At 74.0% G+C, this 18,985-nt stretch carries 19 protein-coding genes; 11 read left to right on the forward strand and 8 right to left on the reverse strand.

The features are described from left to right. Both dnaK and ACPYOM_RS13880 read right to left on the reverse strand, forming a co-directional pair. Window positions 1-1,400 (reverse strand): molecular chaperone DnaK (gene dnaK / locus ACPYOM_RS13875; RefSeq protein ID WP_481346408.1); only part of this gene is annotated, 1,400 nt, incomplete at its 3' end. Between the two features lie 246 nt (window positions 1,401-1,646). Continuing rightward, on the reverse strand, window positions 1,647-1,946 hold the full coding sequence (locus tag ACPYOM_RS13880) for a hypothetical protein (RefSeq protein ID WP_481346409.1): 300 nt from the start codon (window positions 1,944-1,946) through the stop codon (window positions 1,647-1,649). Between the two features lies 1 nt (window position 1,947). Here ACPYOM_RS13880 and ACPYOM_RS13885 point away from each other — a divergent pair, with 1 nt between their 5' ends. Continuing rightward, window positions 1,948-2,937: a PQQ-dependent sugar dehydrogenase gene (locus ACPYOM_RS13885; protein ID WP_481346410.1), complete on the forward strand. Its 990-nt coding sequence runs from the start codon at window positions 1,948-1,950 to the stop codon at window positions 2,935-2,937. Window positions 2,938-2,966: 29 nt separating this feature from the next. Here ACPYOM_RS13885 and ACPYOM_RS13890 read toward each other — a convergent pair whose 3' ends face one another. The 4 genes from ACPYOM_RS13890 to ACPYOM_RS13905 all read right to left on the reverse strand — a co-directional run bounded on the left by ACPYOM_RS13890 (window position 2,967) and on the right by ACPYOM_RS13905 (window position 8,722). Further along, window positions 2,967-4,739, reverse strand: coding sequence for an alkaline phosphatase D family protein (locus ACPYOM_RS13890; RefSeq protein WP_481346411.1), 1,773 nt, complete (start codon window positions 4,737-4,739; stop codon window positions 2,967-2,969). Between the two features lie 84 nt (window positions 4,740-4,823). Further along, window positions 4,824-5,564: a dienelactone hydrolase family protein gene (locus ACPYOM_RS13895; protein ID WP_481346412.1), complete on the reverse strand. Its 741-nt coding sequence runs from the start codon at window positions 5,562-5,564 to the stop codon at window positions 4,824-4,826. A 62-nt stretch (window positions 5,565-5,626) separates the two neighbouring features. Beyond that, window positions 5,627-6,946, reverse strand: a complete 1,320-nt coding sequence (locus tag ACPYOM_RS13900; RefSeq protein WP_481339606.1) for a cation:proton antiporter domain-containing protein — start codon at window positions 6,944-6,946, stop codon at window positions 5,627-5,629. An 81-nt stretch (window positions 6,947-7,027) separates the two neighbouring features. Then, window positions 7,028-8,722, reverse strand: coding sequence for an alpha/beta hydrolase (locus ACPYOM_RS13905; RefSeq protein WP_481346413.1), 1,695 nt, complete (start codon window positions 8,720-8,722; stop codon window positions 7,028-7,030). A 133-nt stretch (window positions 8,723-8,855) separates the two neighbouring features. On the opposite strand from ACPYOM_RS13905, the gene ACPYOM_RS13910 reads away from it, so the two are divergent. The 4 genes from ACPYOM_RS13910 to ACPYOM_RS13925 all read left to right on the forward strand — a co-directional run bounded on the left by ACPYOM_RS13910 (window position 8,856) and on the right by ACPYOM_RS13925 (window position 12,204). Next, entirely contained in the window at window positions 8,856-9,698 is an 843-nt protein-coding gene (locus tag ACPYOM_RS13910) for an alpha/beta hydrolase (protein WP_481346414.1), read from the forward strand. Between the two features lie 86 nt (window positions 9,699-9,784). Next, window positions 9,785-10,504: a DsbA family oxidoreductase gene (locus ACPYOM_RS13915; RefSeq protein WP_481346415.1), complete on the forward strand. Its 720-nt coding sequence runs from the start codon at window positions 9,785-9,787 to the stop codon at window positions 10,502-10,504. 20 nt (window positions 10,505-10,524) lie between these two features. Beyond that, window positions 10,525-10,944 (forward strand): MmcQ/YjbR family DNA-binding protein, encoded by a 420-nt coding sequence (locus ACPYOM_RS13920; protein ID WP_481346416.1) that lies wholly within the window; start codon window positions 10,525-10,527, stop codon window positions 10,942-10,944. Window positions 10,945-11,358: 414 nt separating this feature from the next. After that, entirely contained in the window at window positions 11,359-12,204 is an 846-nt protein-coding gene (locus ACPYOM_RS13925; RefSeq protein WP_481346417.1) for a 2-phosphosulfolactate phosphatase, read from the forward strand. 52 nt (window positions 12,205-12,256) lie between these two features. On the opposite strand, the gene ACPYOM_RS13930 is transcribed toward ACPYOM_RS13925, so the two are convergent. Next, complete coding sequence (locus ACPYOM_RS13930; RefSeq protein ID WP_481339591.1) at window positions 12,257-13,642, reverse strand: NAD(P)/FAD-dependent oxidoreductase; 1,386 nt, start codon at window positions 13,640-13,642, stop codon at window positions 12,257-12,259. A 150-nt stretch (window positions 13,643-13,792) separates the two neighbouring features. On the opposite strand from ACPYOM_RS13930, the gene ACPYOM_RS13935 reads away from it, so the two are divergent. From ACPYOM_RS13935 to ACPYOM_RS13960, 6 genes are all read left to right on the forward strand, one after another. Beyond that, window positions 13,793-15,148, forward strand: coding sequence for a transaminase (locus tag ACPYOM_RS13935; protein WP_481339589.1), 1,356 nt, complete (start codon window positions 13,793-13,795; stop codon window positions 15,146-15,148). A 73-nt stretch (window positions 15,149-15,221) separates the two neighbouring features. After that, window positions 15,222-15,680 carry an SRPBCC family protein gene (locus ACPYOM_RS13940; RefSeq protein WP_481346418.1) on the forward strand — a complete coding sequence of 153 codons (459 nt, stop codon included), beginning with the start codon at window positions 15,222-15,224 and terminating at the stop codon, window positions 15,678-15,680. Beyond that, entirely contained in the window at window positions 15,677-16,114 is a 438-nt protein-coding gene (locus tag ACPYOM_RS13945) for an EVE domain-containing protein (protein ID WP_481346419.1), read from the forward strand. Before ACPYOM_RS13940 ends, ACPYOM_RS13945 begins: the two co-directional genes overlap by 4 nt. Next, entirely contained in the window at window positions 16,111-16,560 is a 450-nt protein-coding gene (locus ACPYOM_RS13950) for a MarR family winged helix-turn-helix transcriptional regulator (RefSeq protein ID WP_481346420.1), read from the forward strand. Before ACPYOM_RS13945 ends, ACPYOM_RS13950 begins: the two co-directional genes overlap by 4 nt. A 120-nt stretch (window positions 16,561-16,680) precedes the next feature. Further along, the gene (locus ACPYOM_RS13955; protein WP_481346421.1) at window positions 16,681-17,685 is read left to right on the forward strand and encodes an L-lactate dehydrogenase; all 1,005 of its coding nucleotides are present in this window, start codon (window positions 16,681-16,683) and stop codon (window positions 17,683-17,685) included. 76 nt (window positions 17,686-17,761) lie between these two features. Continuing rightward, on the forward strand, window positions 17,762-18,436 hold the full coding sequence (locus ACPYOM_RS13960; RefSeq protein WP_481339579.1) for a TetR/AcrR family transcriptional regulator: 675 nt from the start codon (window positions 17,762-17,764) through the stop codon (window positions 18,434-18,436). Between the two features lie 112 nt (window positions 18,437-18,548). On the opposite strand, the gene ACPYOM_RS13965 is transcribed toward ACPYOM_RS13960, so the two are convergent. After that, window positions 18,549-18,977 (reverse strand): OsmC family protein, encoded by a 429-nt coding sequence (locus tag ACPYOM_RS13965; RefSeq protein ID WP_481346422.1) that lies wholly within the window; start codon window positions 18,975-18,977, stop codon window positions 18,549-18,551. Between the last annotated feature and the right edge of the window lie 8 nt (window positions 18,978-18,985).

Here is an 18,985-nt window from a genome sequence, read left to right on the forward strand (position 1 = left end):
GCACTGACGTTGACGATGCCGTTGGCGTCGATGTCGAAGGTGACCTCGATCTTCGGCACGCCGCGCGGTGCCGGCGCGATGCCGGTCAGCTCGAAGGTGCCGAGCGACTTGTTGTGCTGGGCGATCTCGCGCTCACCCTGGAAGACCTGGATGAGGACCGACGGCTGGTTGTCGTCGGCGGTGCTGAAGATCTCCGAGCGCTTCGTCGGGATGGCCGTGTTGCGCTCGATGAGCTTGGTGAACAGGCCGCCCTTGGTCTCGATGCCGAGCGACAGCGGCGTGACGTCGATGAGCAGGACGTCCTTGCGCTCGCCCTTGAGGACGCCGGCCTGCAGGGAGGCACCCATCGCGACGACCTCGTCGGGGTTGACGCCCTTGTTCGGCTCCTTGGCGGTCAGCTCCTTGACGAGGTTGCTCACCGCCGGCATGCGGGTCGAGCCACCCACGAGGACGACGTGGTCGATGTCGGACACCTTGATGCCGGCGTCCTCGATGACCTTGTGGAACGGGGCCTTCGTGCGGTCGAGCAGCTGCTTGGTCATCTGCTCGAACTGGGCGCGCGTCACCGTCTCGTCGAGGTGGATCGGGCCCTCGGGCGTCATCGAGATGTACTGCGCCGAGATGTTCGTGGAGGTCGCGGTCGACAGCTCCTTCTTGGCGCGCTCGGCCTCGTCGCGGAGGCGCTGCATCGCGATCTTGTCCTTGGACAGGTCCTGGCCGGTCTTGTTCTTCACCTGCGTGATGAGGTGCTGGACGATGACGTCGTCCCAGTCGTCGCCACCGAGGTGGTTGTCGCCGTTGGTGGCGCGCACCTGGATCGTGGCGAAGCCGTCCTCGGCGTCCTTGCCGACCTCGAGGAGGGACACGTCGAAGGTGCCGCCGCCGAGGTCGAAGACGAGGATGAGCTCGTCCTCCTTGCCCTTGTCGAGGCCGTAGGCGAGGGCCGCGGCGGTGGGCTCGTTGACGATGCGCAGGACGTTGAGGCCCGCGATCTCGCCGGCCTCCTTCGTGGCCTGGCGCTCGGCGTCGTCGAAGTACGCGGGGACGGTGATGACGGCGTCCGTGACGGTCTCACCGAGGTAGGACTCGGCGTCGCGCTTGAGCTTCTGCAGGATGCGGGCGCTGATCTCCTGCGCCGTGTACGTCTTGCCGTCGATCTCCGGCGACCGCCAGTCGGTGCCCATGTGGCGCTTGACGGAGCGGATGGTCCGGTCGACGTTGGTCACCGCCTGGCGCTTGGCGACCTCGCCGACGAGCACCTCGCCGTTCTTGGAGAACGCGACCACCGACGGGGTCGTCCGCCCGCCCTCGGCGTTCGCGATGATCGTCGGCTCGCCGCCCTCGAGGACGGAGACGGCCGAGTTGGTGGTACCGAGGTCGATTCCGACCGCACGTGCCATGGTGACTCCTTGATGCTGGTGGTCCGTGGTTGACAGCTCCTCGCTCAATCTGCGTCAGCCGGGCGGTCGTTGTCAAAACCGGGCTCGCAAATCTTGCGCTCACTGGACTCAACTTCGCACCACGCGGCATTGTTCCCGCGTCGAGCGGGACGTCGGCACCTCGTGCGAGCCGGGACGGGCCCGTGGGCCCGAGTGGGCAGCACCCACAGGCGGGGTGGGTAGGTTCGGTGGACCAGCCTGTGGAGGTCAGACCGTGCCGCGACCCCGCTCCGCCACGCGTGCGCTCGGCGCCGCGACGCTCGCCGGCGCCCTCGCCACGGGTGCCTGCTCGGGCGGCGGTCCACCGGCCGGCTCTCCCGCCGGCGGGACCCTCTCGTCGGTGGCGGGCTCGGGCACCGCCGCCACCTCGGTCCCGACGTCGACGGCGCCCGCGTCCTCGGCGTCCCCGACCGGCCCCTCGCCGACGACGCCGGCGACGCGCACGACCCCGGCGACGCCGAGCCCGCCGGTCACGTCGCGGGCCGGGCGACCCACCGGCTCGGCCACCGTGCTGCGGACCCTGGCCACCGGGCTCGACGTGCCGTGGGGACTGGCGCTGCTCCCCGGCCGCTCGGGGGTGCTCGTCACGACCCGGGACGACGGGCGCGTCCGACGCGTCGACCTGGCCTCGGGACGCGCGACCCTCCTCGGGCGCGTGCCCGGCGTCGTGTCGAACGTCGACCAGCAGGGCGAGGCGGGCTTGCTCGGGATCGCGGTGAGCCCCCGGTTCGCCGCCGACCGGACGCTCTTCGTGTACTTCTCCACCGCCGCCGACAACCGCATCGCGACGCTCACCTACGACCCGACGCGGGCGCCGGGCCGGCAGCTGAGCACGCCGCGCGTCATCGTCCACGGCATCCCCCACGGGCTGCACCACAACGGCGGGCGCCTCGCGTTCGGGCCCGACGGCGCGCTCTACGCGACGACCGGGGAGGCGGGCGACCGCCCTCTGGCACAGGACCGTTCGTCGCTCGGCGGCAAGATCCTGCGGATGACGCCGGGTGGCGGGCCCGCACCGGGCAACCCGTTCGGGACGCTCGTGTGGAGCTACGGCCACCGCAACGTCGAGGGCATCGCCTGGGACGCCGCGGGACGGCTCTGGTCCTCCGAGTTCGGCGACCACCTGCACGACGAGCTCAACCTCGTCCGCCGGGGCGGCAACTACGGGTGGCCGCAGACCGAGGGCCGGACGTCCGAGCCCGGGATCGTGTCGCCCCTCGTGCAGTGGAGCCCGGACGAGAGCTCGCCGAGCGGGATCGCCATCGCTGCCGGCTCGGCCTGGCTGGGCGGCCTGCGCGGGGAGCGCCTCTGGCGGGTCCCCCTCGACGGCGCGCGGACGGCGGGCGACCCGCAGGCCTTCCTCGACGGCCGCTACGGACGCCTGCGCAGCGTCCTCGCCCTCGACGACCGGACCCTGCTCGTGACGACGAGCAACCGCGATGGGCGCACCTCCCCTCGCCCCGGCGACGACCGCATCCTCGTCGTCCGGGTCAGCTGAGGTCGAGTCGAGGTCGAGTCGAGGGCGCGTCAGGCCCGTGCGGGCAGCCGGACGCTGCCGACGGTCGTCAGCTGGGGGTGCGCGTCGTCGCCGTCCCGCACGACGCCTCCGCGCCAGACGATGGCAAGGTCCCGGCCCTGGACGGTCAGCTCGGCGAGGCAGTTGTCGAACCAGGGTCCGTCGGTGACGGTCCACGGGTACGCCGGGTCGGGCACGTGACGGGAACGCCGGGCCAGGAACCGCATCGGTGCCACCAGTCCCCGGGCGAACAGCGACATCATGACCCGGATGCCCCGCGGCATCGGGTTGCGGACCGGCGAGCACACGGCCTGCACGATCCGCGACCGCGCGCCGTGCCGACCGGGCTCCACGACCTCGGCGACGTAGGAGTTGTGGACGTCGCCGGACAGGAAGGTGATGGTCGCGGGGGCGCGGCCCCGGTTGCCCCGGGCCACGTCCATGACCATCTCGAACACCTCGACGAACCCGTCGCCGAACGCGGCCCAGTGCTCGAGGTCGATGACCCGGCGGCTCTTCTCGGCCAGGCCCGCGACGAGCCGACCGTGGCCACCACCGCTCGCCAGGACCTCGTCGATGGCCTCGAAGTCGTGCAGCCCCGGCGGCAGGAGGAAGGGCAGCGAGGTGCCGACGAGGAGGTGGTCGACGTCGCCGGTCAGCTGGGCGTCGAGCCAGGCGGCCTCGTCGGGGTCGAGCATCGAGCGTCGCTCCGGCTCGAGGACGCGGGCGGCCCGGGAGTCGACGACGACGAGGCGGCTGTCACCGAGGTCGCGCCGGTAGCTCCAGCGGTACACCTTGGGGTGCCGGTCCACCCGCTCCACGAGGTCGAAGAGCGGCTCGGTGAGGTCGCGCTCGTCGGCACCGGACGCCGCGGCTGACAGAACCGGGGCGTACACCTCGTCCTTCGCCAGCTCGTCCGGGGAGAGGTTGCCGAGGTGCTGGTAGACCCAGTACGACGCCAGCCCACCCATGAGGCGCTCGTGCCACCACGGGGTCCGGTTGATCTCCTCGTGCCAGGACCACGAGGTGTTCCAGTCGTCGCGGATGTCGTGGTCGTCGAAGATCATGCAGCTCGGCACCGTCGAGAAGAACCACCGGTTGGCCTCGTCCGACCACGCGAGCCGGTAGAGGTGACAGTACTCCTCGAAGTCCTTGATCTCCTCCCCGGGCGGTTCCTCCAGCGAGCGCCGGGAGGCGATGAACTCGCGCATCTCGTCGGAGGTCTCGTCGGCGTAGACCTGGTCGCCGAGGAAGGCGATGAGGTCGGGCCAGTCCACCGTGCCCTCGGCGAGGGCCAGGGCCAGGGTGCGCAGCGCGTCGACGCCGTTCGAGGCGTTCCCCGCGGCGTCGTGGGACACGCTCGTACGGCACGACCCGAAGAGCAGCCGGGTCGGGCGCCGCGGGTCCAGCGTCCGGAGGCGGGGCGCGGGGAAGCGACTGTCGTCGGAGGGCCACACCCGCGTGTCGTCGACCTCGAGCGTGTACTCCCAGGAGCCGCCGGGCTCGAGCCCGTCGACGACGACGAGCGCGTAGTGGTGCCCGCGCACGAGGAAGGTCGGTGCCGACCAGGCCCGCCCGTCGGCGCGGACGGTCACGGTGGCCCGTCCCGCCGTCTCGGCCCACACCGTGCCTGCGGTCTCGCCGGCGTATCGCAGCATCGGGCCGAGGACGAGCGGCGAACGGGCATCGAGGGTCCCCGAGTCCGTCGGCGCGCTCGGCGCGTCCGCCTGCTGGGGCGAGTTCGGCGTCGCGGGGTCGGCGGGCTCGCTCGTCGAGGGGCTCATGGACACAGGCTTACCCCCCGGCGTCGGTTCCGGGGCCGGAAGCGGCGAGGAGAACGCTGTGAGCAGCGTTCCGGGCCTCGGCCCTCAGCCTCCGAGGCGCTCTGCGAGGAAGGCGAGCGTGCGCTGCCAGGCGTCGGCGGCGACCTCGGCGTGGTAGCGCGACGGCGCGTCGTCGTTGAAGAACGCGTGCCCGACACCGTGGTAGACGCGTGCCGTGAAGTCGACGCCGGCCTGCTCCATCCGCGCCTCGAGCTCGGGGACCTGGCCGGTGATCCGGCGGTCCTGCTCGCCGTAGAAGGCCAGGACCGGGCAGGCGATGGTCGCCGGGTCCGCGTCCTCCGGGAAGCTGCCGTAGAACGGGACGGCGGCCCGGACGCGGTCGTCGGCGGCCGCGAGCGCGAAGGCGTACGAGCCACCGAAGCAGAACCCCACGACGCCGATGCGACCACGGACCGCCGGCTCGGCGGCGAGCGCCTCGACGACGCCGCGCAGGGCCGGCACCGCCCAGGCGGCGAACTCGGGCTGGCGGGCGGGCGTCGTCGCCGCGCGCAGCTGGGGCTGCGCGGCCGCCCGGTCCTGCTCGCTCCCGCTGTTGACGAGCTGGAAGATGCGGGTGCCCACCTCGGGCGTCAGGCCGACGTGCGCGAGCAGGTCGGGGGCGAGCGCGACGTAGCCCTCGGCGGCGAACCGGTCGGCGACGTCCTTGACGTGCGCGGTCAGCCCCCAGATCTCCTGGATGACGACGACCGCACCGCGGGGGTCGCCCTCGGGGTCGGCGCGGTAGGCGGACAGCTCGTGCTCGGGGAACTCGGTCATCGTGCCCATGGGGCCGTCCTACCAGGCACGGCTGGGAGCCCGGGGCCGCACGACGTCCGAGGTCCGACGCGTCAGGCCGTGGCCTGGCGTCGGCGCTCGAGCCGGCGCAGCACCGGGGTCGCGAGGACGCCGTGGACGAGCACCGACAGCGCGATCGTCGCCGCCACCGTGGCCCAGAGCCAGCGCTCCTCCGGGAACGTGTGCTGGCCGGCCGCCCAGGCGAGGTAGTACAGCGTGCCGACCCCCCGCACCCCGAAGAAGCCGGCCGCGCGGCGCTCGTCCGGCTCGAGGCCGCCCGGCTGGTCCGGCCGCCGGGCCCGCACCGCAAGGGCCAGCCACCCGGCGAGCGGGCGCAGGACGAGCACGACGGCGCCCGCGACGAGGACCCCGCGCCAGTCGAGGGCCGACAGGATCCCGTTGGTCATCCCCATGCCGAGGAGCATGAGGACGACGAGGGTCAGGAGGCGCTCGAGCCGCGACACGACCTCGTGCATCGCCGCGTGGTACTCGTGGCCGCGCTCGGCCGCCCGGATCGTCATGCCGCACGTGAAGACGGCGACGAACCCGTAGCCGCCGAGGACCTCGCTCAGGCCGTACGTCGTGACGAGGGCGGCGACGGCGAGCAGCGGCTCCCCCTGCTCGGCGAGGCGCAGCGAGCGCCGGGGCGAGCGGAACGCCACCCTGGCGAGCAGCCACCCGACGAGGATCCCGACGCCGACGCCGACCGCGAGCTTGCCCACGAGGTCCCACGCCAGCCAGCCGGCCCCCCAGGCGGTGACCGGGCCGAGCGCCGCGAGGAACACCGCGGCGTGCACGAACGGGAACGCCAGCCCGTCGTTGAGGCCGGCCTCGGACGTCAGGGCGAACCGGACCTCGTCGTCCTCGTCGATCTCCTCGAGCTCGTCGAGCGCCTCGCCGTGCCGGGTGCGGGGGCCGGCGACCTGGACGTCACCGGCGAGCACCGGGTCCGTGGGCGAGAGGGCCGCGCCGAGCAGGAGCGCCGCGGCGGGTGCCAGGCCGAGGGCCCAGCCGAGCAGGGCCACCGCCGCGATGGTCACCGGCATCGCGACGGCGAGCAGGCGCCACGTCGGTGACCAGCGGCGCCACGTGCTGCGGTCACCGAGGACGAGCGGCCGGTCGAGGGCCAGGCCCACGCCCATGAGGGCGACGAGGACGGTCAGCTCGGTGAGGTGCTCGGTCTGCGGGCGGATGTGGACCGGGTCGAGGACGAGCCCCTCGGGCAGGGGCAGCAGGCCGATGAGGACCCCGAGGCCGAGCAGGACCATCGGCGCCGACACCGCGAACCGCTCGAGGGCGGTGGGCAGCACGGCGGCGAGCAGGAGGGCGAACCCGAGGATGAGGTACACCGCGCTCGCCGACACAGGACGCATCGTCCCATCTCGTGCCGGGCCGCCCGGGCTCCCGTGCGTCGTGCCGTGCCGCCCCCAGCTCCTTCGACGCGTCGAACCCGGTCAGGCCACCCGGTTGACGGTCTTCTCGATGCCGGCGACGAGGCGCGTGTAGTCGTCGGTCGGCGAGCCGCCGAGGACCGAGCCCCAGGCGGGCACCAGCTCGGCGCCGTACCGGTGGCCGAACCCGTCGGGCGGGTCGTGACCCACGGCCATGTCCGTGGTCAGCTGCCAGAACGTCGCGAACGGGATCCACGTGACGTCCGGGTTGACGTCGCGGCCGCGCTGCTCGCGCAGCCAGTCGGGCTGCTCGCCCAGGAGCGCCGGGTTCCACCACACGACGGGGTCCGACGGGTGCTGCGCGTAGACGAACCGCGGGAAGTCCCAGGCGCCGTAGGGCCGCCCGTAGTAGTCGTGGGTCAGCTGGTCACCGCTGGCCGCGAAGCGGAAGTGCCGGCCGTCGTCGACGACGGGCACGATCTCCGGGGAGCCCTCGTTGCGCTCGGCCGTCAGCTCGGCGGCGATGTGGGTGAAGCTCGGAGTGCCGACCCAGACCCCGCCCTGGGCGCGCGCCAGCATGTCGGCCGCGTCGCGGAAGGCGGCCTGCCCACCGTACGAGCCGAGCGACTCGCCGCCGACGACGAGCTGGGGGCGGTGCCCCTGCGGCAGCGTGCGCCACACGGCGTAGACCCGGTCGAAGAGCGCCCTGCCGGCCTCGCTGGGCGTGTTGCGGTCGGTGAGGATGGCGAGGGCGCTCGGCAGGAACGAGTACTGCATCGCCGCGATGGCCGAGTCGCCGTCGCTCAGGTACTCGATGGACTGCGCCGACCAGTCGTCGACCCAGCCGGTGCCGGTGGTCGTGATGACGGCGAGGACCCGGCGCTCGAACGCGCCCGTGCGGCGCAGCTCGCGGACCACGGCGTCGGCGACGTCCTCGATGGACCGGTTGTCGGTGCGGCCCGCGTAGACCCGGATCGGGTCGAGGGCGTCGCGCCCGGTCGCCGAGGAGATCTCCTGTGCCGTGGGCGCGCTCGTGACGAACATCTGGCCCTGGTACCCGAGGCTCTGGTACGTCTCGTACGACCCGGGTCCGCCGGACAGGAGCGGCGAGCGGGGCGCCGGGCGGTTCGACGGCGTCTCGGCGTTGACCTTCGCGGCGACGGCGGTGAAGACGTCGAGCCCCCGGTGGAACAGCACGCTGTCGGTGACCCAGGCGGTGGTCGTCGCCACGACGACGACGGCGATCATCGACGCGACGGCCTTGGGCAGCACGCGCTCGGCGGCCTCGGCCAGGCCGTGCGTCATGCCGCGCAGCCCGCGCGCGATGAGGAGCAGGAGCACCGCGATGGCGGTGGCGAGGGCGAGCGCCAGGGCCCAGTCGATCGGGTCGAGGGGCGCCAGGCGCACGACCGCGGCGGTGCGGGCCTGCGAGCGGACGTTGGCCACGGTGATGCCGATGACCGCGACGGCCCCGAACAGCGGTGCCGCCACGCGGATCCAGTGGCGCGCCTCGCCGCTGACCTGCACCCGCAGGTCGATGAGGCGGGCGACGGCGCGCACCGCCCAGGCGACGAGGACGCCGAGCGCGTAGCCGACCGCCGCGCACAGCCCGCTGATGAGTCCCTGGTAGTACCAGGTGCGGGGCAGCAGGCTCGGGGAGGTCGAGATGAGGAAGTATCCGGCTCCGAAGAGCAGCCCGGTGCGTGACAGGTGCCACCACCGGCGGCCCCGTCGCGGGTCACCGGTGGCGTCGGGCACGGTGCAACCCTAGATCGGCGGTGCGACGCCCCGCCTCCGGTTTGTCCCTGACCGGTCCCTGACTGCGGCACTCGGCCGCCCGCCCCTCCGGCGGGCCGAGGCCGGGCGGGGCCGGACGGGGCAGGATGGGTGGGTGAGCCGTGACGACCGACGCATCCGCACCTTCACCCGCGACGGCCTGCGCTTCGACGTCGAGGACGCCGGGCCGCTCGGGGGTGAGGTCGTCGTGCTGCTCCACGGGTTCCCGACCGACCGGACCAGCTGGTACGCGGTGGCGCCGCACCTGCACGAGGCGGGCCTGCGGACGCTGGCCCCCGACCAGCGCGGCTACTGCGCCGGTGCCCGGCCCACCGAGGTCGACGCGTACCGCACCGACGAGCTCGTCGCCGACGTGCTCGCGCTCGTCGACGCCTCCGGCCGCGAACGCGTCCACGTCGTCGGGCACGACTGGGGCGGCGGCATCGCCTGGCTCCTCGCCGGCAACCACCCGGACCGGGTGGGGTCGCTGACCGCGCTGTCCACCCCGCACCCCGCCGCGCTCGCCCGGGCCTGGCGCGGCGGCTGGGACCAGCGTCGACGCTCCTGGTACATGGCCGCGTTCCAGCTGCCGGCCCTGCCCGAGCAGGTCATGGCCCGAGGCTTCGAGACCCTGATGCGGCGCAGCGGCCTGCCGGCACCGGACCGGCGCCGGTACGCCGACCACCTCGCCAGCCCGGCGGCGATCGCCGGGCCGATCGGGTGGTACCGCGCATCCCGGCGCTCGTCGGTACCGGCCCGCCGGGTGCGGGTGCCGACGACGTACGTCTGGGGTCGCCACGACCCCTTCCTCGGGCCCATGGCGGCGCACCTGACCGCCGAGCACGTCGCCGCGCCGTACGAGCTCGTCGAGCTCGATGCCGGGCACTGGCTGCCCGAGACCCACGCCGCCGACTGCGCCGCGGCCGTCGTGCGCAGCATCGCCCGGGCCACCGCCTGAAGCGTGCCGCCCGGTGCGTCCCGCTGCTCCCCGCATCACCTCGCCGATGCCGGGAAGACCCGGCGGCCGAGGTAGGTTGCACGACCGTGGAGATCGACATCTGGTCGGACATCGTGTGCCCGTTCTGCTACGTCGGCAAGCGTCGGCTCGAGGCGGCGCTCGCCGGGTTCGAGCACGCCGACGAGGTGACCGTCCGCTGGCACAGCTTCGAGCTGGACCGCGGCGCCGAGCCGGTGTCCGACCGGCCCCTCGTCGACCTCGTCGCCGACAGGTACGGCATCTCCCGCGAGCAGGCCGTCGAGCAGCACCGCTCGCTGGCCGCGGCGGCCGCCGAGCACGGCCTGACCTTCGACTGGCAGCGGGCCCGCTACTCCAACACCTTCGACGCGCACCGCGTCGTGCACCTCGCCGCCGAGCACGGCCTCGCCGACGTCGCCCACGAGCGGCTCATGCGGGCCTACTTCACCGACGGGCTCGCCGTCGGGGACCGCGAGACCCTCGTCGGCCTCGCCGCCGAGATCGGCCTCGACCCCGACGCGGTCCAGGTCATGCTCGCGTCCGACGACTACGGCAACCACGTCCGCAGCGACGAGGCGACCGCCAGGATGCTCGGCATCGAGTCCGTCCCCTTCTTCGTGCTCGACCGCCGCTACGGGGTCTCGGGCGCGCAGCCGGTCGAGGTGTTCGCCGACGCGCTCGAGACGGCCTGGGCGCACCGTGACGACGACCGCGAACCGGTGGCGGCGGGCGCCGGCTGCGGAGGTGGCTGCGGGGCCGGTGGCTGCGGAGGCGTCTGCGGGCGCTGACCGGCGCCTACGGTGGGAGCATGGCCCACCCGACGATGTTCGAGGACGCCGATCCCTACCTCACGCGGCTGCGCGCCATCTGCCTCGCGCTGCCCGGGGCCGACGAGAAGGTGTCGCACGGGCGGCCGAACTTCTTCACCCGCAAGGTCTTCGCCATCTACGGCGGCGTCCTCAAGGGTGACCACGACCCCGAGCCCTACCGCCAGGCGCTGCTCGTGCTGCCGGACGAGGCCGACCGGCCCGCCCTGCTCGAGGACGGCCGCTTCGTCGTGCCGGGCTACTACGGACCCTACGGGTGGCTCATGCTCGACCTGCGCCACCGCGAGGGCGCCGAGGGGGTCGACTGGGACGAGGTCGCCGAGCTCGTCGACGCGTCCTACCGCCGCACCGCGCCCGCCCGCTTCGTCGCGCGGCTTGACGCCTCGAGGAGCGGGCCCTGACGGCGAGCCCCGGCTCACGGCGACGTGCCCGTGGGTCGCGGGTCGTCCCGTCCTCACGGGCCCGGGGCACCGCCTCCCGCCGTAGGGTGTGCCTTCCCGGCCGGAGACGACCGGGCGGGTCGGGAGGGAGGCCGCGGTGGGACGGCACACCGAGCGTGCGGTGTCGCAGCGCCGGGCGGCGGTCGCGACCGTCCTCGCGTCGGCCCTGCTCCTCGCCGGTGGCGCGCTCGCGTTCCGGCACTCGCTCGACGAGCGCCCGCCACGGCCGGGGACCCACGCCCCCACGCAGACGCCGACCCCGACGCCCGAGGCTCCCGGGCCCAGGGCGTCGCAGGAGACGCCGGACGCCGGAGGTCGCACGAGCGCCCCCGGGACGGGCCCGAGCCTGCCGGGGGATCCGGATAGCGTGAACAGGTGAGCGGCACGGACGCGTGGCACAGCCAGGACCGGCACCTCGTCCGCCTCGAGTGGGGACCGAGCGGGTCGGTCGCCCTGGCCCGGCACGCCCGCGAGGCCGGGTCCGAGGTCGTCGCCGTCGTCGTCGACGTGCTCAGCTTCACGACGTGCGTCTCGGTCGCGGTCGACCGGGGGATCCGCGTCCGCCCCTACCCCTGGAAGGACACGTCCGCCGTCGCGTTCGCCGCGGCCCACGGGGCGGTGCTCGCCCACCCGCGCGGCCCCGCGCAGGCGAGCGGTCCGCCGGGCGCTGCCCCTCGCTCCGGTTCGGTCGGCGTCGTCACCCTCTCCCCCGGGTCGATCCGCGCGGCCGAGGGACTCACCGACCTCGTGCTCCCCTCGCCGAACGGGTCCACCGTGAGTGCGCGGCTGGCCGACACCGGGGCCGAGGTGGTCGCGGCGTGCCTGCGCAACCGCACGGCGGTGGCCCGCCACCTGGCGGACCGGTTCACGGCCGGCCCGAACCGACCACCGGTTCTCCTGCTCGTGCCCTCCGGCGAGCGGTGGCCGGACCATTCGCTGCGCCCCGCCGCGGAGGACCTCTGGGGCGTCGGTGCCGTGGCCGATGCGTTCGTGCGGCGGCTCGAGCACCGCGCGGGCCCCCTCCTGCTCAGCCCCGAGGCCCGCGTCGCGGTCTCCGCCTGGGACGGCGTCGCCGGCTCCCTGGACGCCGACCTGCACGCGTGCTCGAGCGGCCGCGAGCTCGTCGGGAAGGGCTGGGCCGACGACGTCGCCGTGGCCGCCGAGCTCGACGCGTCCGACCTCGTACCGGTCCTGCGCGACGGCGTCTTCGCAGCCGCCTGACCCGCGGCCTGACCGAGGGCTGACCGGCCGCCGACGCGCCGGCGCTCCCCGGCTACTGGCCGATCGCCGTCCAGAACGCGGATGCCGCGCGCGAGCGGCGCCCCGTGCGGCGCTCGGACCAGTCGGCCGAGGTCATGAGGGCGTTCACGGCGTTGACGCCGAGCCAGCGCAGCGGCTCCGGTTCCCAGTTGCGCGAGGTTCGCCCGACCCAGGGCAGGGTGGTGAGGTCCTCCGGGTCCTCGCCCCGGATCATCGCCGCGAGGGTGCGCCCGGCCAGGGCGGACGTGGCGACACCGTCGCCGACGTAGCCCCCGGCGAACGCCAGGCCGGTGTGGCGGTCATGGCGCACCGAGGGGAACCAGTCGCGTGGCACGCCGAGGTTGCCGCCCCAGCTGTGCGTGAACCGCACCCCGTCGAGTGCGGGGAACAGCTCGAGGAGGATGGCCCGCAGCCGGGTGTGGACCCGGTCGTCGCGGTCGTAGGCCGGGGAGACTCGAGACGCGTAGTGGTAGGGAGCACCCCTGCCGCCGAAGGCGATCCGGCCGTCCTGGGTGCGCTGGCCGTAGATGGTCAGGTGCCGGTTGTCCGCGAAGGTGGTGCGCCGGTCCAGGCCGATGCGGGCCCAGACGTCGTCCGGCAGCGGCTCGGTCGCGGTCATCAGCGAGTAGACGGGCGCGATGGCCCGGCGGCGGCCGGCCACGGTCGGGGTGTAGCCCTCGGTGGCGAGGACGACGTGCTCGGCACGGACCGTGCCGTGCGGGGTGACGACGCGGCGGGCGTGGATGTCGGTGGCCGGGGTCCGCTCGTGGACGAGGACGCCGCGTCGCTCGACCGCACGGGCCAGCCCGCGCACGAGCCGCGCGGGGTGCAGGGCGGCGCAGTGCGGGGTCCACGCACCGCCGAGCGCGTCGGGCACCCGGACGAGACCGGCGACCTCGTCCACGTCGAGCAGGCGCAGGTCGTCGCGCCCGAACCCCCACTCGTGGTGCTCGCTCACCTCGGCGCGGATCCGCTCGAGCTGGGCGGGGTTGCGGGCCACGGAGACGTAGCCGCCGTGCGCGAAGTGGCAGTCGATGCCCTCCTCGTCCGCGATGCGGCCCACCTCGGCGACGGTGTCGTGCAACCGCCGCTGCATCCGCACGGCGGCGTCGCGGCCTCGCTCGGCGGCCATCCGGTGCAGCGACGCGGGGAAGAGCGCCGAGCACCACCCGCCGTTGCGGCCCGACGCCCCGAACCCGGCGACCTCCCGCTCGAGCACGGCGACGCGCAGCGTGGGGTCGGACGCGACGAGGTGGTAGGCGGTCCAGAGGCCCGTGTAGCCGGCCCCGACGACCGCGACGTCGACGTCGAGGTCCCCACCCAGGCAGGGGCGGGGCTCGAAGTCGTCATCGCACGTGTCGTGCCACAGGCTCAGGCCCCGGTAACCGCTCGGTAGCATGCCCGGATCATGCCACGGTGAGGTGTTCGCGCAACCCTCTGGGAAGGGGCCATCTCACTGGAATCGCATTCCAACACCTACGGATTCCGAAGGTGTGGGCCGCCGCCGCCACCCCTTCCGCAGAAGGCGCCGAGACGGCATCATGCCGCCATGAGCACCGTCGACCGCACCCGCCTCGCCGACCTCCATGCGCGCGAGCGCGCGGCGTTCACCGCGGCGCACCCGGCGTCCCGCGCCCTCGCCGACCGCGCCCGCGCCCACATGCCCGGCGGGGTCCCGATGAGCTGGATGGTCAAGTGGCCGGGCGACTTCCCGGTCTTCGTCGCCGAGGCCGCGGGAGCCCACTTCACGTGCGTGGACGGCATCGACCACGTCGACCTGTGCCTCGGCGACACCGGCGCGATGATGGGCCACTCCCCGGCGCCCACCGTCGAGGCGGTCACCCGGCAGCTGCGGCGCGGCATCACGACGATGCTGCCGACCGAGGACGCCATCGCCGTCTCGACGGGCCTGGCCGACCGCTTCGGGCTGCCCTTCTGGCAGTTCACCCTGACGGCCACCGACGCCAACCGGCACGCCATCCGCTACGCGCGCCACCTGACCGGCCGGTCGAAGGTCGTCGTGCACAACTACTGCTACCACGGGTCGGTCGACGAGGCCTTCGCGACGATCGGCGAGGGCGGCACCACCGTCGACCGCCGCCACAACATCGGCGCCCCGGTCGACACCGCCGAGACGACGCGCGTCGTCGAGTTCAACGACCTCGACGCCCTCGAGAAGGCCCTGTCGCACGGCGACGTGGCCGCGATCCTCGTCGAGCCCGCGCTGACGAACATCGGCATCGTGCTGCCCGACGACGGCTACAACGCCGGCGTGCGTGAGCTCGCGACGAGGTACGGAGCGCTGCTCGTCAACGACGAGACGCACACGATCTGCGCCGGGCCGGGCGGTTACACCGGTGCCCACGGCCTCCAGCCCGACCTGCTCGTCATCGGCAAGTCGATCGGCGGCGGGATCCCCTGCGGCACCTTCGGGTTCACGCAGGACGTCGCCGACCGCATCGCCCGCTCGGTCGACCTCGAGGACATCGACGTGGGCGGGATCGGCGGCACGCTCGCCGGCAACGGGCTGTCGATGGCGGCGATGAAGGCGACGCTCGAGCAGGTCATGACGCCCGAGGCGTTCGAGCACATGGTGCCGCTCGCCGACGCGTGGGCCGACGGCGTGCAGGCCGGCATCGACGCCGTCGGTGCGGACTGGCACGTGACGCGGCTGGGCGCGCGGGCCGAGTACAACTTCTCGAGGGTGCCCTCGCGCAACGGCCAGGAGGCGCACGACGCCGACGACTTCGAGCTGCAGCAGTACCTGCACCTCTACGCCCTCAACCGCGGCATCCTCCTGACGCCGTTCCACAACATGGCGCTCATGAGCCCCGCGACGACCGCGGCCGACGTCGAGGCGCACACGGTGATGTTCCGCGCGTGCGTCGAGGAGCTGTTCGCCTGAGCCGGTCCGGACCCGGCCACCGACGCCGGGGTCCAGCCCTTGACCATTTAGTAAGCGCGCTTATTATGTCTCCATGACCACCCTCGCGTCGCTCACGACCACCGTCCCCGCCTCCCCCGCGCAGCTGTTCGCCAGGTGGGCCGACTGCGACACCCATCCCGAGTGGAGCACCGACCTCGCGTGGGTCCGCCTCGACGGGCCGGTGCGCCTCGGCGCCACCGGCCGCCTGCGTCCCCGGGGCGGCCCGCGCTCCCGGTTCACCGTCACCAAGCTCGTCCCCGACCGCACGTTCGCCGACACGACGCACCTGGCCGGGGCGCGCCTCACGTTCCGCCACCACGCCGAGCCGGTAGCGGCCGGGGCCGAGGTCACCGTCACCGTCAGCCTCGAGGGTCCCCTCCGCAGCCTCTGGGCACGCCTCCTCGGCGGTCCCGACGCCCTGCGTCGCGGCATCGAGAAGGACCTGGCGAACCTCGTCGCCCTGCTCGCCCCGGCCACGGCGCCCGCCCCCTCGGCGGAGGAGTCGCGATGAGGTGCTGGCTTGGCGTCGTCTCGGCCACCCACGTGCGCCGCGGGGTCGAGCTCGGCATCGCCCAGGTGCACCACGGGCGTCGACCCGGCCTCGCGCGCATGGCTGCCGGCGACGGGCTCGTCTACTACTCGCCGAAGCAGGAGCTGGGGTCCACGACGCCGTGCCGCGAGTTCACCGCCGTCGGGCGCATCGCCGACGACGAGATCTGGCAGGCCCACGACGGCGACTTCCGCCCGTACCGCCGGCGCGTCGACTGGGAGCGGGCCGACCCGGTGCCGCTCGCGGACCTGCAGGACCGCCTCCTGCTGACGCGAGCCCCGAACTGGGGGTACGCCTTGCGTCGCGGCCTCCTGGCTCTCGACGAGGCGGACTTCCGGCTCGTCGAGGACGCCATGACGGCGGCCCACCGCGCGACAGGCGGTGCCCGCGCATGAGCGGCCTGCAGACCCGGTTCACCGACGAGGCCGACAGTCCGGGCCTGCTCCTGTGGCGCGTCAGCACCCGGTGGCAGGCCGCGGTCCGCGACGCCCTCGCCCCGTTCGAGCTGACCCACACCCAGTTCGTCCTGCTCGCCTCCCTGACCTGGCTGCGCGGCGACCGCGACGACCCGGTCAACCAGCGCGACCTCGCCGAGCACGCGCGCACCGACGTCATGATGACCTCCCAGGTGCTGCGGGCGCTCGAGGGCAAGGGCCTGCTCGAACGCCGCCCGCACCCCGGCGACGCCCGGGCTCGCGACCTCGTGCCCACCGCCGCCGGCGTCGACGTCGTCAACCGGGCCGTCGTCGCCGTCGAGGACTGCGACGCCCGTTTCTTCGCGACTGCCGGCGACGCCCTCCCCGCCCTGCGGGACGCGCTCCTCCGGCTCCAGAACGCCTGAAGCGAAGCACGCTGCACCGCGGGTGCGCTCTCGGCTGGCCGCGGAGCAGGGCGTCGACGACCGTCGCGCGGCCCCGGTGGCTAGCCTTGCCGCAGACCCGCACCGCCGAGCACGGGAGTCATGTTGAGCACGATCCCGCACCCTCTCACCCCGTCGACCGACCCGTCGACAGCACCGCGCCGCACGACGCGGCTCGGCATCGTCGGCGCGGGCGCCGTCGGCGCGACGCTGGCCTACGCCGCCCTGATGCGTGGGACCGCCCAGACCGTCGCGCTGTTCGACATCGACGCCAAGAAGGTCCAGGCCGAGGCGCTCGACCTGAGCCACGGCATCCAGTTCATGCCGATGGCGCACGTCGTCGGCTCGGACGACGTCGCGGTGCTCGCCGGCTGCGACGTCGTCGTCTTCACGGCCGGGGCCAAGCAGAAGCCGGGACAGTCGCGGCTCGACCTCGCCGAGTCGACGATCGGCATCGTCCGTTCCCTCCTGCCACGCCTCGTCGAGGTGGCACCGGACGCGGTCCACGTCATGGTGACCAACCCCGTCGACGTCGTCACGTGGGCCGCGTTGCAGGTGTCGGGGCTCCCCGACGCGCGACTGTTCGGGTCGGGCACGGTCCTCGACTCCTCGCGGCTGCGGTTCCTGCTCGCCGAGCACCTCGGCGTCGCCGCGCAGAGCGTCCACGCCTACGTCGTCGGTGAGCACGGCGACTCCGAGCTGCCGCTGTGGTCCTCGGCGAGCGTCGGCTCGGTGCCCCTCCTCTCCTGGCCCGGCGCGGACGGCCGCCCTGCGCTCGACGAGGCGACCCGTGACCGCATCGCGCTCGACGTCGTGCAGTCGGCCTACCGGATCATCGAGGGCAAGGGCGCGACGAACTACGCCATCGGGCTCGCCGCGACCCGCGTCGTCGAGGCCCTCCTCAACGACGAGCGGCGCATCCTGCCGGTGTCCAGCCGCCTCGAGGACTACCTCGGCATTCGCGACGTCTGCCTCTCGGTGCCGGCCATCGTCCATGCCGGTGGGGTCGGCGACCGGGTCGAGGTGCCGATGACCGACGCCGAGCTGGCCGGCCTGCGCCGGTCCGCCGAGGCCGTTCGCGCGACGGCCCGCCGCTTCGGCTTCTGACGGTGTCGCGCGGACCGACATCGCCGGGCCCCGGATGCCGCCCGCACGGGCGCACCGATCGGTCCAGAATGGGTCGGTGAGCACCGCGCGGGCGACCTACCACCACGGGGACCTGCGCCGCGCCCTCCTCGACGCCGGTCTCGAGCTCGCGCAGGAGGGCGGCCCGGACGCGGTCGTGCTCCGGGAGGCCACGCGTCGGGTCGGCGTCTCGGCCAACGCCGCCTACCGGCACTTCGCCGACCGCGACGCCCTTCTCGGCCACGTGGTGTCGCTCGCCCAGGCCCGCGCCGCCGACGTCATCAGCGACACGATGGACGCCGTCGGCGACGGCCTCGACGCCGGGGCCCGGGCCCGCGCCCGCTTCCGGGCCGTCGGCGTCGGCTACCTCCGCTTCGCGATGGACGAGCCCGGGCTGTTCCGCACGGCCTTCGCGGTGCCCGTCGACCTGTCCCGCGCCGCCTCCCCCGAGGCGGCCGGCCGCGACGGGCGCACCCCGTTCCAGCTGCTCGCGGAGTCGCTCGACGCCATGGTCGACACCGGCGTCCTGTCCGAGGCGCAACGGCCCGGAGCCGAGCTGCTCGCGTGGTCGGCGGTGCACGGCATGGCGATGCTCGCCCTCGAGGGTCCGCTGCGTGACCTGCCCCCGAGCGCCATCGCCGAGCTCGCACCGCGCCTCGTGACGATGGTCGACCTCGGTCTCGGGCTGACCCCCGAGGCGAGCGGCGACGCGACGGAACCCGTCGCCCCTTGATCGGCACGGCGACCCGGGCTCGGGCCGGCCGACGCGGTTCAGTCCGGCGACCTGTCAGCGGACCGGGTGCAGATCGCCCGACCGGAGCCGGGTCGGCGGCCGGTCGGGCCGGTCACTCGATGCTGGTCGTGACCTGCTGTCCGAGCTCGACCGTGCGGCTCACGGTGCACCACTCGTCGTGCGAGCGCTGGACGAGCCGCGGCAGCACCTCGCGCGCGGCGTCGCCGCCGTCGCCGTCGGGGAAGCGGACCCGGAAGCGCACCTCGATGTCCTGCAGGTGGTTGCCGTTCTCGTCCTTGACCTTGTCGGCGGTCACCTCGACCTCGAACCGGTCCGGCTCGGCCCGACGGGTCGTCACGGTGTCGACGTCGACGGCCGTGCAGCCGGCGATGCCGGCGAGGAGCAGCTCGACCGGCGAGAGCTCCTCCGTGCCGGAGCTGACGGTGATCGAGCCGCCGCGGTCGTTGCGCACGGTGTAGCGGCCGACGCTGTCGCGGGTCAGGGTGACGCGGCGCAGGTCCTTGGGGTCTCTCTCGGTCATGGGGTGCA

This window comes from Monashia sp. HAY1-2A (assembly GCF_056755315.1).

What these genes read in the sequence shown, in the direction of transcription:
- ACPYOM_RS13890 (WP_481346411.1), bottom strand. Translation starts at nt 4,739, where the DNA reads ATGAGCCCCTCGACGAGCGAGCCCGCCGACCCCGCGACGCCGAACTCG.
- ACPYOM_RS13895 (WP_481346412.1), bottom strand. Translation starts at nt 5,564, where the DNA reads ATGGGCACGATGACCGAGTTCCCCGAGCACGAGCTGTCCGCCTACCGC.
- ACPYOM_RS13900 (WP_481339606.1), bottom strand. Translation starts at nt 6,946, where the DNA reads ATGCGTCCTGTGTCGGCGAGCGCGGTGTACCTCATCCTCGGGTTCGCC.
- ACPYOM_RS13920 (WP_481346416.1), top strand. Translation starts at nt 10,525, where the DNA reads ATGGCCCACCCGACGATGTTCGAGGACGCCGATCCCTACCTCACGCGG.
- ACPYOM_RS13930 (WP_481339591.1), bottom strand. Translation starts at nt 13,642, where the DNA reads ATGCTACCGAGCGGTTACCGGGGCCTGAGCCTGTGGCACGACACGTGC.
- ACPYOM_RS13935 (WP_481339589.1), top strand. Translation starts at nt 13,793, where the DNA reads ATGAGCACCGTCGACCGCACCCGCCTCGCCGACCTCCATGCGCGCGAG.
- ACPYOM_RS13940 (WP_481346418.1), top strand. Translation starts at nt 15,222, where the DNA reads ATGACCACCCTCGCGTCGCTCACGACCACCGTCCCCGCCTCCCCCGCG.
- ACPYOM_RS13945 (WP_481346419.1), top strand. Translation starts at nt 15,677, where the DNA reads ATGAGGTGCTGGCTTGGCGTCGTCTCGGCCACCCACGTGCGCCGCGGG.
- ACPYOM_RS13950 (WP_481346420.1), top strand. Translation starts at nt 16,111, where the DNA reads ATGAGCGGCCTGCAGACCCGGTTCACCGACGAGGCCGACAGTCCGGGC.
- ACPYOM_RS13955 (WP_481346421.1), top strand. Translation starts at nt 16,681, where the DNA reads ATGTTGAGCACGATCCCGCACCCTCTCACCCCGTCGACCGACCCGTCG.
- ACPYOM_RS13965 (WP_481346422.1), bottom strand. Translation starts at nt 18,977, where the DNA reads ATGACCGAGAGAGACCCCAAGGACCTGCGCCGCGTCACCCTGACCCGC.